The organism is Actinomycetes bacterium (genome assembly GCA_036510875.1).
Lineage (GTDB): Bacteria > Actinomycetota > Actinomycetes > Prado026 > Prado026 > DATCDE01.
This window is the reverse complement of record DATCDE010000194.1, coordinates 15,554-27,625: the sequence shown is the minus strand read 5'-3', so window position 1 is coordinate 27,625 and position 12,072 is coordinate 15,554. Positions and strand designations below refer to the sequence as shown.

Below are 12,072 nucleotides of genomic sequence, written 5' to 3'. Positions count from 1 at the left end.
GCCAGCTCGGGGTGCTTGTCCTCGAGCCGCTGCCGGGCCTCCGCCGTCCGCTGCAGCGAGGTGACGTACTCGCGGTTGCCGTTGTAGGTGCCGCGCCAGGTCTGCGGCATCCGCTCGGCGGACGGCGGCAGCCCGGCCAGGTCGGCCCCGCCGATGCCGAAGCGGGCCGGCAGCTTGGTGGTCGCGGCACCGCAGGACGGGCAGGGCGGCAGGTCGGCGGAGAAGGGCTGGATCACCTCGAACCGGTGCCCGGCCGCGCAGCGCAGGTCGTAGATGGCCATCAGGTCACCACAGTTCCAGCGAGCGGCGGAACACGCCGGCGATGTCGTCCTCGGTGACCGGGCGAGGGGCGGTGGCGAGCAGCCGCTGCTGTTTCATGGTCCCCTCGACCAGGTCGGGGATGTCCGCCTCCTTGTACCCCACCGCGGCCACCCCGTTCGGGATGTCGATGTCCCGCATCAGGCTCATCAGCACCGACGGCAGGTACTCGGACAGGTCGGCCGGACGCTCGGCCGTCGGGTCGAGGATCTCGGCGGCCCGGATGTGCCGCTGCGGCGAGGCCTCGAAGGTGAACCGGAACGCCTCGGGCGCGGTCAGCGACACCGACATCCCGTGCGGGACCATCGGCTCGTTCTGCGGGTAGTCCTTGGGGTGGAAGTCCTTGACCCGCCCGGCGATCGGGTAGGCGTTGGCGTGCGGGATGTGCACCCCGGCGTTGCCGAAGCCCATCCCGGCGAACGTCGCGGCGATCGCCATGTCGGCGCGTGCCTGGTGGTCCTCGCCGTTGCGCACCGCCCGGCGGAAGGACGACGCCAGCAGGTGCATGGCCTTCTCCGACCACATGTCGGCGATCGGGTTGGAGCCGCAGTAGGGCACCCGCTGCTCGGCACGCTTGTGCTCATAGGTGCGGTAGTCGCGAGCCGTGTAGCTCTCCAGCGCGTGGCACAGGATGTCCATGCCGGCCGATGCGGTCACCCCGGCCGGCTGGGTGAGCGTCAGGTCGGGGTCGATGATGGCCAGCGTCGGCCGCAGCCGGGCGTGGCTGATCCCGGTCTTGACCTTCAGGGACAGGACGTCGAGCACGCAGATGGTGGTGCTCTCGGCCCCGGTGCCGGTCGTGGTGGGCACCGCGATGAGCGGCTTGAGCGGGTTGACCGGCGCCTGCCCGCGGCCGACGGGGACGTTGATGTAGTCCTCGAGGTCCCCGGGGTTGGTGAGCATCAGGTTGATCGCCTTGGCGGTGTCGATGCTCGACCCGCCACCCACGGCGACGAAGGCGTCCCACGGTCCGGTGGACCGGGCGTGGGCGACCGCCTGCTTGATGCTCGCGTCGGTCGGCTCGACGTGGACGCCGTCGAAGACCGAGGCGGAGATGCCGAACTGGGCCATCTGGTCGGCCACCCGCTGCGGGCCGCCGGTGGCAGCGACGCCGGGGTCGGTCACGACGAGCACCCGCTGGACGCCGTACTGGCTCAGGTCGAAGCCGATCTCGTTGCTGGCACCCGGGCCGAACTTCACTGCGGGGGCGCCGTAGGTGAAGACGTTCTCTGGGTTCTGGGGGACGGGCAGCAGGCTCATGGGTCTCCTCTCAGGCGTAGAAGCCGTCGGGCGAGCGGCGCATCGACCACAGTTGCCGCGCGTCGTGGCCGAAGACGACCGTCGCGTTGCTCGCCTCGGCGATGCCGCGGATCTTCTCGACCGACCGGTAGAACGCGGACAGGTCGTTGACGATCGCGGCCGGCGTCGCCGGCGGGCCGTAGGAGTCACCCATGTACACGGCGTCCGAGGTGAAGATCATGGAACCGGTCTCGGGCAGGTCGACCTTCATCGCCATCGTGCCCGGGGTGTGCCCCGGCGCCTCGATCAGGGTCACGCCGGGGAGGAACTCGGTGTCACCGGACACGGTCTCGAACTCCAGGCCCTCGTAATCGGCCTTGAGGTGCGCGCCGTTGAAGCCACCCTCGAAGCCGAACGCCCACTCCTTCTCCTTGTCGTTGCAGACCAGCCTGGCGTTCGAGCCGGCGAAGTCCCGGACGTTGCCGGCGTGGTCGAAGTGCAGGTGGGACAGCACGACGTAGTCAGGGGTGAGGCCGAGCTGGGCGAGCCGTCGGTCGAAGAACTGCTCCTCCGTGGCCTGGTCGTAGGGGAAGAACTCCTGCAGGCCGGTGGGCTCCCAGCGGGTCTCCCAGTCGCGCGGGCAGCTGGTGTCCCACAGCAGGGTGCCCTCGGGGGTCTCGACGACCACGCAGTGGGTGGTGCAGGGGTACCACTCGACCGGCTCGTCCTTGTCCGCCCTGGCCCGGATGCTCCGCCCGGGCTTGAGGAGCAGCCAGGTGAGGTCGCAGCTCATCGAGCCGCAGTCCAGGATGTGCACCTTCGTCGCTGTCTGTGCGGACGGTGCCATGCGCCGCTCCTTCGCAGTGAGGGGGGGACCCAATTCGGCGAAGGTGACATGTAGCATGCGACATGTCAAGAGGGGTTCGACCCCCTATCGTGAGCGCATGGTCGACCCGAGCCCGCCCGCGCTGGCGCCGCTGAGGGGGACGTCGATCTCGCTCACCGACCAGGTGATGGCGGCCATCCGAGACGCCGTCCGCTCCGGCGCACTCGTGCCCGGCGAGCTGTACTCGACCTACCAGGTGGCCGACCTGCTGGGCGTGTCGCGCAGCCCGGTCCGGGAGGCGCTGGTGCGGCTGGCCGACATCGGCATGGTCCAGCTCGAGCGCAACCGCGGGTTCCGTGTCGTCCTGCCCAAGCCACGGCAGATCGCCGAGATCTTCCACCTGAGGCTGCTGCTGGAGGTGCCAGCCGCCCGCCGGGCCGCCCAGCGACCGGCGCCGGAGCTGGTGGCCGCGCTGTCCCGGGAGCTGGACCGGATGCGGGCGGCCGCGCGGGCCCACGACGAGCGGCCGTTCATGCGGCACGACCAGCGGCTGCACGACCTGATCCTGGACGTGTCCGGCAACGAGCGGCTCACCGGCCTGATCGAAGGCCTGCGCGACATCACCCGGCTGCTCGGCGCCTCCACCGTGGACCGGTCGCGGTCGCTGGCCGACATCGCCGCCGAGCACGACCCGATCGTGGCCGCCATCATCGCCGGGGACGCGGACGCCGCGGCGGCGGCGCAGCACCGGCACATCACGCACACCGGCCGGCTGCTGGTCGCCCAGGCGGTCGGTGAGAACGCGGACGACGTCGATACCGAGGAGCTGTGGCACGAGGTGGTCGGCGACACCGACGAGCGGGCCGCGACCCGGTAGGTCAGCGGATCCGTGACCGGGTCAGGTCGCGGTGGTCGACGACGGCGGCGGCGCGGGCCGCCGGGTCGCACCGTTCCAGGTAGAGGCGCTGACCCTCGACGTAGCGGGTGTTGCTCGGATGCTCCGGGTCGGGGTGTCCGTACCCACGACTCGCGCCGCGCGGTACGGCGACCTCGAACGGGACCTCGAGGAACACCGAGAGGTCGCAGAACCCCACGAGCTCCGGCCGGTGCAGGAAGACGCCGTCCACGACGAGGATCGCGTCTGGCTCGGCGGACTCCGGCACGGCCGCCACCGGGTGCTCCGCGTGCACGTCGTAGACGGCGCGGACGAACCGGCCGGAGCCGCCGGAGCTCAGCGGCTCCAGCAGCAGGGTGCGCATCGCCGCGTAGTCGTAGGAGTCGAGGAAGAAGCCCTCGGGGGGCCTGCGCCCCCGCCGGTACCTGACCTCGGGTGGCTGGTGGAACCCGTCGACCGAGGCGCGGACGACGGTCACTCCCCGGCTGGAGAGGGCGGTCGCCAGCAGGTCGCCGAAGACGGTCTTGCCGGCGCCGTCGACGCCGTCGACGCCCACCTGGCGACGGTCCGTGCTCGGCAGCGCCAGGACGCGCTCCGCCACCTCGTCGACGACGTCCACGCGGCCTCGGGCCGATCAGGCGGTGGTGGGCCGCTGCGTCCAGGCGCGCTGCCCGGTCACCGGATGCAGGCTGGCCCGGTCGCGCAGCACGAGCATCGCCTCGTGCGTGGCGCAGCTCGAACAGATCACGGTGAGCTGGTCCCAGCGGGACAGCACCCCACCCGTCCCGTGCTGGGCCTTGTCGCTCGACCCCCCGCAGCGCGGGCAGTCCAGCTCTGCGCCCATGTCGTCCCCCGGTACCCACCTTTGAGTCACCAGGTCATTCTGGGCGGTCACCGGCCGGGCCGCGTCCACCAAGCGGGTGGGATGGGTCGGCCGTCCGGCCGAGCAGCCGGCCGCTCAGGCGGGCGTCGGCTCCTCCTCGTCGGCCGGGCAGCAGCGGTACTCCTGCGCCTTGTCGAGCAGCTCGATTTGCCGCGCCAGGAGCTTGTTCTCCAGCTCCATCCGGTCCAGCTCGAGGGAGATCTTGCGCTGCAGCTCGGGCTCGCAGACGTCGCACTCGTCCAGGCAGCCCTTGACGATCACCCCGGCTGTCGGCAGGGATGCCGTCCGCTCGAAGTCGATCTCGGCCTTGATCTGGCTGGAGACCTCGCCGGTGGCCTTGTCGAGCAGGCCCTTCTCGATCAGGGAGCGGTCGACCTCGGCCAGCGTCTTGCGACGGACGTCGGCCGGCAGCGCCGTGATGGCCACCGGGGTGAAGGCCGCGGTGCTTCGGACGAGAGCGACGGCTCCCGCCGCCGTTGTGGCGCGGGCGTACTGGGCCTCGCTCTGCAGGCCCCGCTGCTCGATCTCCAGGCGGGCGGACTGGGTGGCCGGCACCTCCTGCGGGATGGTGGCGAGCTGCCCCACCGAGCGCACCGGGTTGGCGAGGACCGGGGTGGGCGCCGCCGGGTCGATCACCCGGCGTTCGATCGACACCAGCTCGAACTTGATCGTCTCGCACTTGTTCAGCCGGTAGAACAGGAAGGTCACCGCGTGGCACTGGTTGTGGTTGGTGAACTCCCTGGACGACGACTCGTAGTGGTCCTCGGACTCGCCCTGCTGATGGGTCCGTGTCGACACCTCGCCGACGGACAGCGTGTGCGCCTTGCGGGTGGCCTCGACCGACATGCTCTCCGCCATCGAGGCGTGGGCCCGGTGCTCCCGTAGGTACTCGGCGGTGGACTCGGCGTTGTGGCTGCCCTTCGCGTTGGCATCGGCACTGGCGGAGAAGAAGCCGATGCCACCGCTGGCGTCGCCGTGGAAGTCCCACGACCCCTGGTCGGTGTTCCGGCTGGAGCCGTTGTCAGTGCTGTTCTGGTCTGACATCGCGGCCCGCAGCGCCGACATCCGGTACTGCTCCTCGGACATCTGTTCGCTGCGCCAGCTGAGGTTGCTCTCGCTGTCGAAGCTGAACCGGCTCCGCCGGTCCGTCGTCGCCAGCCGCACCTTCTCGCCGGGGAGCAAGGTCGTGCTGTAGATCGGGTCACCGAGCGCGAGCGGTCCGGAGCAGCGTGAGAAGCGGGTGTGCAGGATCACCTCGACGCTCACGGTCTGCTCGTTCGGACCGCGCTGCGAGGTCGGGTAGACCAGCCGGCGGCGCATGTCCATCACGTCGCACGGCGGGCACTCCTCCAGGGTGGGACAGCAGGGCACCACGACGCCCTTGTTCTCGGCCATGAGCACACCCCTTCCTCCCGTGTCGGGTCAGGGCATGGAGCGTGCTCATGGCGCGTCACCGCGGCATCACCGCCGAAGACCTACGGTCCAGTAGCGAGGGGTTGGGCTCCGTTTGTTCGTACTACCGGACCGTAGGTCGCCGTTGTTGGGCTCGGGCCCAGGTGGGCGGGCTCAGCGCGCCGGTTGCAGCGGCAGCTCGTCGAGCGCGTCCAACTCATCGTCCAGCTCCAGCGGAAGTGCCTTTGCCCCGTGCAGTTCGACGCGGGGCATCACCCGGCCCAACCACTCCGGCAGCCACCACGCCCGCGAGGCCAGCAGCGTCATCGTCGCTGGCAGCAGCACCATCCGGACCGCGTCCACCAGGATCGCGGTGGCCAGCGCGATGCCGATCATCTTGACCTCGACGAGCGGGTCGGCGGCGAAGCCAGCGAAGACCGCCACCATGATCGCGGCCGCGCTGGTGACCACCCGAGCGGTCGAGCCGAGTCCGGTCAGCACGCTGCGCTGCGGGTCACCGAGCCGCAGCCACTCCTCGCGGACCCCGGACATGATGAACACCTCGGAGTCCATCGACAGGCCGAACAAGATCGCGAAGGTGATCACCGGCAGATAGGCAGGGATCGGCGCTCCGGCCGGCGTCACGCCGGTCATCCTGGACGGGTGGACCGGACGGTCATCCTGCGCATCGCCGAGCCGCTGCAGCTGTTCCTGGCTCCGCGGCGGCAGGGCACCGACGTCGAGGTCTCGTGGGACGGCGAGGCCTCGCTGGGGCACGTCGTCGAGTCGGTCGGGGTGCCACTAATCGAGGTGGGTGCGCTGCGGGTGGACGGCGAGTCGGTGCCCGCCAGCACCCGACCCCGGCCGGCGGTGCCGGTGGTCGTCGTCCCGGCTGACCGCCCGCAACCGATGCCGACATCGCGGTTCGTGCTCGACGTCCACCTCGGTGCGCTGGCGCGCCGGCTGCGGCTACTGGGGCTGGACGCCGCCTACCGCAACGACGCCGACGACGACGAGCTGGTCGCCCAGGTGCTCGCCGAGCGCCGGCTGCTGCTCACGCAGGACCGCGGCCTGCTCAAGCGCAAGGTGCTGCGGGACGGTGCGCGGTGGGCCGCCTACGTGCGGGGGAGCCGACCGGACGCTCAGCTGGCTGACGTCCTCGACCGGTTCGCCCCTCCGCTGGACCCGCTGAGCCGCTGCGTGGCCTGCAACGCGGTGCTGGCCGACGTGGCCAAGGCGGACGTCGTGGACCGGATCCCGGCGGGCACCCGCCGGCGCTACGACGACTTCCGCGGGTGCGCGGCGTGCGGGCGGGTCTACTGGCGGGGCGCGCACGCGCGGCGCCTCGACCAGATCCTGGCTGTCGGTGCCCCGCAGTACCGTCGAGACGATGCACGAGACGCCTGACGACCTGGACCGGCTGCAGCGGCTGCTCGACGCGAGCGACGCGGCCGCGGGCACCCACCTGCGCAGCATCATCACCGCGGAGCGGCGGCTGTCCGCGGCCGAGGTATGCGCCCGGCTGTCGGGGAAGTGCCTGCTGGCGCTGGCGACGGTGACCGCGGACTGCCGGCCCATCGTCGGGCCGGTCGACGGGATCTTCTACCGGGGCAGCTTCCACTTCGGCTCGTCGCCGGACTCGCTACGGTTACGGCACATCGCACACCGGCCGCAGGTCAGCGCGACGCACCTGCCGGGCGAGCACCTCGCGGTCACCGTGCACGGCCGCGCCGAGTCGGTCGACGTCCGGTCCAGCCCCGACGCGGGCTTCCGCGCCGCGCTGCTCGAGGTGTATGTCCCGCAGTACGGGCCGGAGTGGGAGGACTTCCTCGACTCCGGCCCGATGTACGCCCGCATCAAGGCGTCGCGCATGTTCACCTTCCACCTGGACGCCGAACCGCCGACAGGCTGAGCCCGTCGGCGTCCCACGGGGCGTCCCCCTCAGCCGGTAGTCGAGGCGTTCGCGACGAGGGTCCAAGCGATCGAGTGCGCGGTGGCGATCGGGATGGCGAAGCCGATCCCGATGCCGATGCTGCCGGGGGTCCCCAGACTGCGGCCACCCGCACAGCAGGGACCCTTCATCCGGACGGGTTGGGGCGGAGGCCGTGGCGGACCAGGCGCACGGTCGCCTCGCTGACCATCGTGACGTCGGCCCCGGCCTCGACCTCGCGCGTCGCGGCGTCGAGCAGCCCCTGCACAAGCGCCACGCCCAGCTCGGCGTCGGGCACCGCCAGCTCGTCGAAGGCGGCCCCCAGCGGGGCGGCCAGCTCGCCGTGCAGCCGAACCAGCTCGGTCCGGCAGGACGCCGGCAGCTGGGCGCCGGCCAGCGCGCCGGCCATCTTGTGCTCGCCGTCGGCCACGAGCCGCAGGCTGGTCCGCAGGTAGGCGTCGACGCGTGGCCAACCGGCGTCCTCGGCCTCCACCGCGGTGCGCACCGTCGCCGTCCAGCGGGCGAACGCGTCCACGGCCAGCTCGGCGAGCAGGTCGCCGGCGGTCGGGAAGTACTCGTAGACGCTGGACCGGGCCAGCCCGGCTGCGGCGCCCACCGCTCTCGGGGTGACCGCGGCGGCCCCCTGCTCGAGCAGCAGCGCTCTGGCGGCCGTCATCAGCGCGGCGTGCTGCCGGACGCGGTGCTCCGCGACCGTCGGTGCGCTGATGCGGGGGCTCACGCGCCCAGTCTGCCGTCGGACATGTGCAGCACGCGGTCGGCGTGCCCGAGGATCGCCGGGTCGTGGGTGACCATGACCGCGGCGGTGCCCACCTCGTGGGTCTCGTCGGCGAGCAGCTGGACCACCTCGTGCGCCCGCTCGTGGTCGAGCGCGGACGTCGGCTCGTCGACGAGCAGGACGTCGGGGGAGGTCATCAGGGCGCGGGCGATGCCGACCCGCTGCCGTTCGCCGCCGGAGAGCTGGTGCGGCCTGCGGTCAGCCCGGTGGCTCATGCCCACCGACGCGAGCAGCTGATCGGCGCGCTCGCGGTCGGCCGGGGTGATCCGGCCGTCCAGGTGGCGGACCAGCAGCAGCTGTTCGCGAGCGGTCAGCGACGGCAGCAGGTTGGCCGTCTGGAACACGTAGCCGATGCGCTCCCGGCGAAGCCGGGTGCGGTCGCGGTCTGAGAGGGAGCCCAGTTCGTGGGTGCCCACGACGACGGTGCCCGCGGTCGGCTGGATGAGGGCGCCGGCCACGGCGAGCAGGCTGGACTTTCCCGACCCGGACGGCCCGACCACGGCGACCAGTTCGCCGGCGGCCACGTGCATCGAGATGTCGTCCAAGGCCGTGACCGAGGTGTCCCCGTCGCCCAGGCGCAGGGTGACCCCGCGCAGCTGCAGGCCGGCGGTCATCGGTTGCCTCCCAGGGCGATCAGCGGGTCGACGGCGGTGACCCGGCGGACGGCGCCAAGCGCGCCCACCAGACCGAGCACCACGAGCAGCAGGCAGCTGGCCAGCACCGACCCCGCCTCCAGCGAGAACGGCACCCCGCTGCCGATCAGCGCGCCGAGGCCCACCCCCACGAGCGCGCCGACCACAGTGGCCCCGACCAGGACGGCGAGGACCTGTGCGGCGGCGTCCCGCAGCAGGTAGCGGCTGGAGCCGCCGAGCGCCTTCACCAACGCGATCTCGTGCCGGCGCTGCACCGTCCAGACGGTGAAGAAGGCGCCCACGACGAGCGCCGAGATCAGGTACAGGAACAGCCGGATCAACGTCATGGTGGCGGTCTCGGCGGTGTAGCCGGGGGAGGCCGCGTAGGACGTCACAACCGTGATCGTGTGGGTCCCGAGCTGCTGGTCCGCGGCCGCGGCCGCGGTGTCGGTACCCGGGGCCAGCTGCAGCGCGACCGCGGTGGCCTGGTCGTAGGCCGTGGCCGGCACTGTCCCCGGCAGCCCGTAGTGCACCTCCTGCCAGACCGTCAGCGGTGCCAACACCACTCCTACGTGCCCGAACGAGGCCTCGCCCACGGTGCCGACGACCTGGAGCTTGGTGCCCACCCGGTCCACCGTCAGCGTGTCACCGACCCGGATCCCGGCGTCCAGCAGCTTCTGCGAGATCAGGACGCCGTTCGAGCCGGCGCTCAGCGCGCTGCCCTCCTTGGGCTGCGGCGCCAGGAACGAGCCCGGCTCGACCCCGAACAGCGCGAGGTCCACCTCGTCGCCGCGCTGCGAGGTCGCGTGCGCCAGCAGATTGCCATAGGGCGTGGAGGCCTTCACTCCGGAGACCTTCGCCCAGCCCTGCCAGGTCGGACGCTGGACGACCGACCGGGAGAACAGGTCACCGGTGACCCCGGACTCGAACGCGAAGTGCGTCGCGGGCAGGGCGCGCAGCCCGGAGATGCCGTCCCGCACCAGCCCGCTGGACATCCCGCTGAGCAGCACCGACAAGACGGCGATCAGCGCGACCACCGAGCCCATGAGCAGGAACCGACCACGAGCGAACTTCAGCTCGCGCAACGCCAGGAACACGGTGACCTCCCATGCCGACACCATGTCGGCAAGAGGTCAGACGCTAGCAGAGGCGGTCCGGTGCAGCGCCCGGCGGCCCATCCAGATCAGGGCCGCACCGACCGCGACCTACGTCGGCTGGAAGAAGTTGAGCTTTTGATGACGGCCAGCTCCACGACGATCCAGCCGATGACCAGCACGCCGGTGACCACTGCCGCCCGGTCGGTCCGCGGGTCGCCGCGCCAGGCCTACCAGGCCAGCACGGTCGACGGGACGGCGACGATGACGGTGAGCACGAAGCCGCCCAGTACCGGGCTCGCGAACGGCAGCCGGGCGGTGACCTGGGCCCTGAGGTCGAGGAACCCCAAGGCCAGCCCGAGTGCCCCCGCGTACCCGGACAGGGCGACCAGCCCGGCCAACCCGGCCAGCCCGGTCCGCCGTCGTCCGCCCCGTCCTGGCCTGCCATTCACGTCGTTGCCTCCACCCGTTGCCTGAGCCCGCGGAGCATCCCGGTCGCCATGACGTGGTCGGCCGGCACGATCAGCGCCGGGTAGCCGTCGTTCACCCACCACGGGCGGACCCAGCCCCGGTTGCGGACCAGCGGCCGGGTGCGCCCGGCGTCCTCCCGCAGGTCGAACGTCCAGACCCAGTCCAGTGCGGCCCCGAACCGGTCCCGCCAGCCAGGGGGCAGGTGGGTGCGGGAGTGCAGGACCAGCGCGCGCGGCGGGTCGACCTTCTCGACGACGAACCACGCCGTCCCCGGGGCGCCGTCCGGGACCGTGTCGCCGACCTGCAGGTCGCGGACCAGCGCCGGGTCGAGGCGGTTGGCGCTGGCCCAGGTGCCCGGGAACAGCAGCCGGTCCACCCAGCGTGGGGTGTACCAGCCGCCCCGGTGCCAGCCGACCTGGGTCAGCCAGGGCCACACCTGCGCGGCGGGCGCGTCGATGGTGATCGCATGGTTGGTCACCAGCGACGGGCGCTCCACCAAGTCGTCCCGGGCAGCGAGCAGGCCCGCTCCGCCGTGGTGGACCCGGACTGCCGCCCGAGGATCTGCCCAGCGAGCACGGCACCCAGCGCGGCACGCTAACGACAGCGACGACATGGGCGGACACGGTCAGCCCTCCGGGCGGCCGGTCCGACGCAGGTTGCGGAAGAAGAAGATCAGCGGGACCAGCCCGACCACCGCGAGGACGGCGAACGCGGGGACGAGTGCGGCCGAGACCACCGTGGCCGACGGGTCTGCCCGATGGCCGAACCACTGGTCGGTGGCAAATGCCCACGCTCTCGAGGACCCACATGACCAGCACTGAGGGGACGACGAGGTGGCCCCACGGCCGGCGCTGCCACAACCACCGGGCGGCGACCGCCATGAGCGGCAGCCACACCGCGAGGTCCTGGAGGTACACGGGGTTGCTGATCAGGCCGGTGCCGTCGAGCATCGCGGCCGGGTCGCCGTCCGTCAGCGCCCGGGTGATCGGGCCGAGCCAGGCCAGCGCGTTCAGCGTGACGATGACCCAGGCGTAGCCGGCCAGCCCTCGCACGGGCAGCCGGTCGGTGAACCGCTGGCTCAGACCGGGTACGTCGGTGTTCACCAGGACGGCGACGACCGACCACAGGCCAGCGACAGCATCGCGACGTACCCCAAGAAGAGGTTGTTCATGGGGGACGCGGACACGAACATCAGCGCGTTGTCGAGCAGGTAGCCCGGGCCGCCGAGCCAGCCGAGCACAGCGCCGGCGGACCCCCGCCTGGCCCAGGCGAGCGCCACGGCGGTCAGCGGCACGCCGAGCACCAGCACCACGAGCGCGGTGCCGCGGGCCGAACCGTTCATGGCCGCGGGGCCGCGCAGCACCGACGGGACGAAGAACGTGGCGGCGCCGACCACCGCCGAGACGGTCAGCGCACCCGCGGTCAGCCAGCAGGCGGCGCCGGGCGGCGGTGCCACCCCGGGCGCGGTGAGCAGACGATGGGGACGCTGGACGGCTCGGGTGGACGCGGCCAAGAGACCTCCTCCGCACAGGTTCGCACGACGACGCACCCAGGCTCCGTCGGTGGGGCGGCCGGTGCCCAGGGCAGAACGTCCGG

Annotated in this window: 17 protein-coding genes; 4 read left to right on the top strand and 13 right to left on the bottom strand. The window is 72.1% G+C overall.

What is annotated here, in order from left to right:
* The 3 genes from VIM19_11495 to VIM19_11485 form a co-directional block, all read right to left on the bottom strand.
* On the bottom strand, positions 1 to 281 hold a 281-nt coding region (locus VIM19_11495), incomplete at its 3' end, for a zinc ribbon domain-containing protein (protein ID HEY5185501.1).
* A 4-nt stretch (positions 282 to 285) separates the two neighbouring features.
* Complete coding sequence (locus VIM19_11490; GenBank protein ID HEY5185500.1) at positions 286 to 1,578, bottom strand: hydroxyacid-oxoacid transhydrogenase; 1,293 nt, start codon at positions 1,576 to 1,578, stop codon at positions 286 to 288.
* 10 nt (positions 1,579 to 1,588) lie between these two features.
* Positions 1,589 to 2,404 carry an N-acyl homoserine lactonase family protein gene (locus VIM19_11485; protein HEY5185499.1) on the bottom strand — a complete coding sequence of 272 codons (816 nt, stop codon included), beginning with the start codon at positions 2,402 to 2,404 and terminating at the stop codon, positions 1,589 to 1,591.
* Positions 2,405 to 2,501: 97 nt separating this feature from the next.
* Between VIM19_11485 and VIM19_11480 the strand changes: the two genes are divergently transcribed.
* On the top strand, positions 2,502 to 3,260 hold the full coding sequence (locus VIM19_11480) for a GntR family transcriptional regulator (protein HEY5185498.1): 759 nt from the start codon (positions 2,502 to 2,504) through the stop codon (positions 3,258 to 3,260).
* Position 3,261: 1 nt separating this feature from the next.
* Here the strand turns inward: VIM19_11480 and VIM19_11475 are convergent, their stop codons facing one another.
* The 4 genes from VIM19_11475 to VIM19_11460 form a co-directional block, all read right to left on the bottom strand.
* Entirely contained in the window at positions 3,262 to 3,897 is a 636-nt protein-coding gene (locus VIM19_11475) for a uridine kinase (protein HEY5185497.1), read from the bottom strand.
* A 15-nt stretch (positions 3,898 to 3,912) separates the two neighbouring features.
* The gene (locus tag VIM19_11470; protein ID HEY5185496.1) at positions 3,913 to 4,173 is read right to left on the bottom strand and encodes a hypothetical protein; all 261 of its coding nucleotides are present in this window, start codon (positions 4,171 to 4,173) and stop codon (positions 3,913 to 3,915) included.
* A 63-nt stretch (positions 4,174 to 4,236) separates the two neighbouring features.
* Positions 4,237 to 5,556, bottom strand: coding sequence for a hypothetical protein (locus tag VIM19_11465; GenBank protein ID HEY5185495.1), 1,320 nt, complete (start codon positions 5,554 to 5,556; stop codon positions 4,237 to 4,239).
* 171 nt (positions 5,557 to 5,727) lie between these two features.
* Entirely contained in the window at positions 5,728 to 6,198 is a 471-nt protein-coding gene (locus tag VIM19_11460; GenBank protein ID HEY5185494.1) for an MMPL family transporter, read from the bottom strand.
* Positions 6,199 to 6,216: 18 nt separating this feature from the next.
* Between VIM19_11460 and VIM19_11455 the strand changes: the two genes are divergently transcribed.
* Both VIM19_11455 and VIM19_11450 read left to right on the top strand, forming a co-directional pair.
* Positions 6,217 to 6,960, top strand: coding sequence for a Mut7-C RNAse domain-containing protein (locus VIM19_11455; GenBank protein ID HEY5185493.1), 744 nt, complete (start codon positions 6,217 to 6,219; stop codon positions 6,958 to 6,960).
* On the top strand, positions 6,944 to 7,465 hold the full coding sequence (locus tag VIM19_11450) for a pyridoxamine 5'-phosphate oxidase family protein (GenBank protein HEY5185492.1): 522 nt from the start codon (positions 6,944 to 6,946) through the stop codon (positions 7,463 to 7,465). The genes VIM19_11455 and VIM19_11450 overlap by 17 nt, the downstream gene beginning before the upstream one ends.
* 166 nt (positions 7,466 to 7,631) lie before the next feature.
* On the opposite strand, the gene VIM19_11445 is transcribed toward VIM19_11450, so the two are convergent.
* From VIM19_11445 to VIM19_11425, 5 genes are all read right to left on the bottom strand, one after another.
* Positions 7,632 to 8,222: a helix-turn-helix domain-containing protein gene (locus VIM19_11445; GenBank protein HEY5185491.1), complete on the bottom strand. Its 591-nt coding sequence runs from the start codon at positions 8,220 to 8,222 to the stop codon at positions 7,632 to 7,634.
* On the bottom strand, positions 8,219 to 8,893 hold the full coding sequence (locus VIM19_11440) for an ABC transporter ATP-binding protein (protein ID HEY5185490.1): 675 nt from the start codon (positions 8,891 to 8,893) through the stop codon (positions 8,219 to 8,221). Before VIM19_11440 ends, VIM19_11445 begins: the two co-directional genes overlap by 4 nt.
* Positions 8,890 to 10,008: an ABC transporter permease gene (locus tag VIM19_11435; GenBank protein HEY5185489.1), complete on the bottom strand. Its 1,119-nt coding sequence runs from the start codon at positions 10,006 to 10,008 to the stop codon at positions 8,890 to 8,892. Before VIM19_11435 ends, VIM19_11440 begins: the two co-directional genes overlap by 4 nt.
* A gap of 227 nt (positions 10,009 to 10,235) precedes the next feature.
* Entirely contained in the window at positions 10,236 to 10,457 is a 222-nt protein-coding gene (locus tag VIM19_11430) for a hypothetical protein (GenBank protein ID HEY5185488.1), read from the bottom strand.
* Positions 10,454 to 10,972 (bottom strand): hypothetical protein, encoded by a 519-nt coding sequence (locus VIM19_11425; protein HEY5185487.1) that lies wholly within the window; start codon positions 10,970 to 10,972, stop codon positions 10,454 to 10,456. The genes VIM19_11430 and VIM19_11425 overlap by 4 nt, the downstream gene beginning before the upstream one ends.
* 311 nt (positions 10,973 to 11,283) lie before the next feature.
* On the opposite strand from VIM19_11425, the gene VIM19_11420 reads away from it, so the two are divergent.
* Positions 11,284 to 11,511 carry a hypothetical protein gene (locus tag VIM19_11420; protein HEY5185486.1) on the top strand — a complete coding sequence of 76 codons (228 nt, stop codon included), beginning with the start codon at positions 11,284 to 11,286 and terminating at the stop codon, positions 11,509 to 11,511.
* Between the two features lie 64 nt (positions 11,512 to 11,575).
* Here VIM19_11420 and VIM19_11415 read toward each other — a convergent pair whose 3' ends face one another.
* The gene (locus tag VIM19_11415) at positions 11,576 to 11,989 is read right to left on the bottom strand and encodes a hypothetical protein (GenBank protein ID HEY5185485.1); all 414 of its coding nucleotides are present in this window, start codon (positions 11,987 to 11,989) and stop codon (positions 11,576 to 11,578) included.
* Positions 11,990 to 12,072: the final 83 nt, after the last annotated feature.

What these genes read in the sequence shown, in the direction of transcription:
- VIM19_11420 (HEY5185486.1), top strand. Translation starts at nt 11,284, where the DNA reads ATGACCAGCACTGAGGGGACGACGAGGTGGCCCCACGGCCGGCGCTGC.
- VIM19_11480 (HEY5185498.1), top strand. Translation starts at nt 2,502, where the DNA reads ATGGTCGACCCGAGCCCGCCCGCGCTGGCGCCGCTGAGGGGGACGTCG.
- VIM19_11490 (HEY5185500.1), bottom strand. Translation starts at nt 1,578, where the DNA reads ATGAGCCTGCTGCCCGTCCCCCAGAACCCAGAGAACGTCTTCACCTAC.
- VIM19_11450 (HEY5185492.1), top strand. Translation starts at nt 6,944, where the DNA reads ATGCACGAGACGCCTGACGACCTGGACCGGCTGCAGCGGCTGCTCGAC.
- VIM19_11485 (HEY5185499.1), bottom strand. Translation starts at nt 2,404, where the DNA reads ATGGCACCGTCCGCACAGACAGCGACGAAGGTGCACATCCTGGACTGC.
- VIM19_11465 (HEY5185495.1), bottom strand. Translation starts at nt 5,556, where the DNA reads ATGGCCGAGAACAAGGGCGTCGTGGTGCCCTGCTGTCCCACCCTGGAG.
- VIM19_11440 (HEY5185490.1), bottom strand. Translation starts at nt 8,893, where the DNA reads ATGACCGCCGGCCTGCAGCTGCGCGGGGTCACCCTGCGCCTGGGCGAC.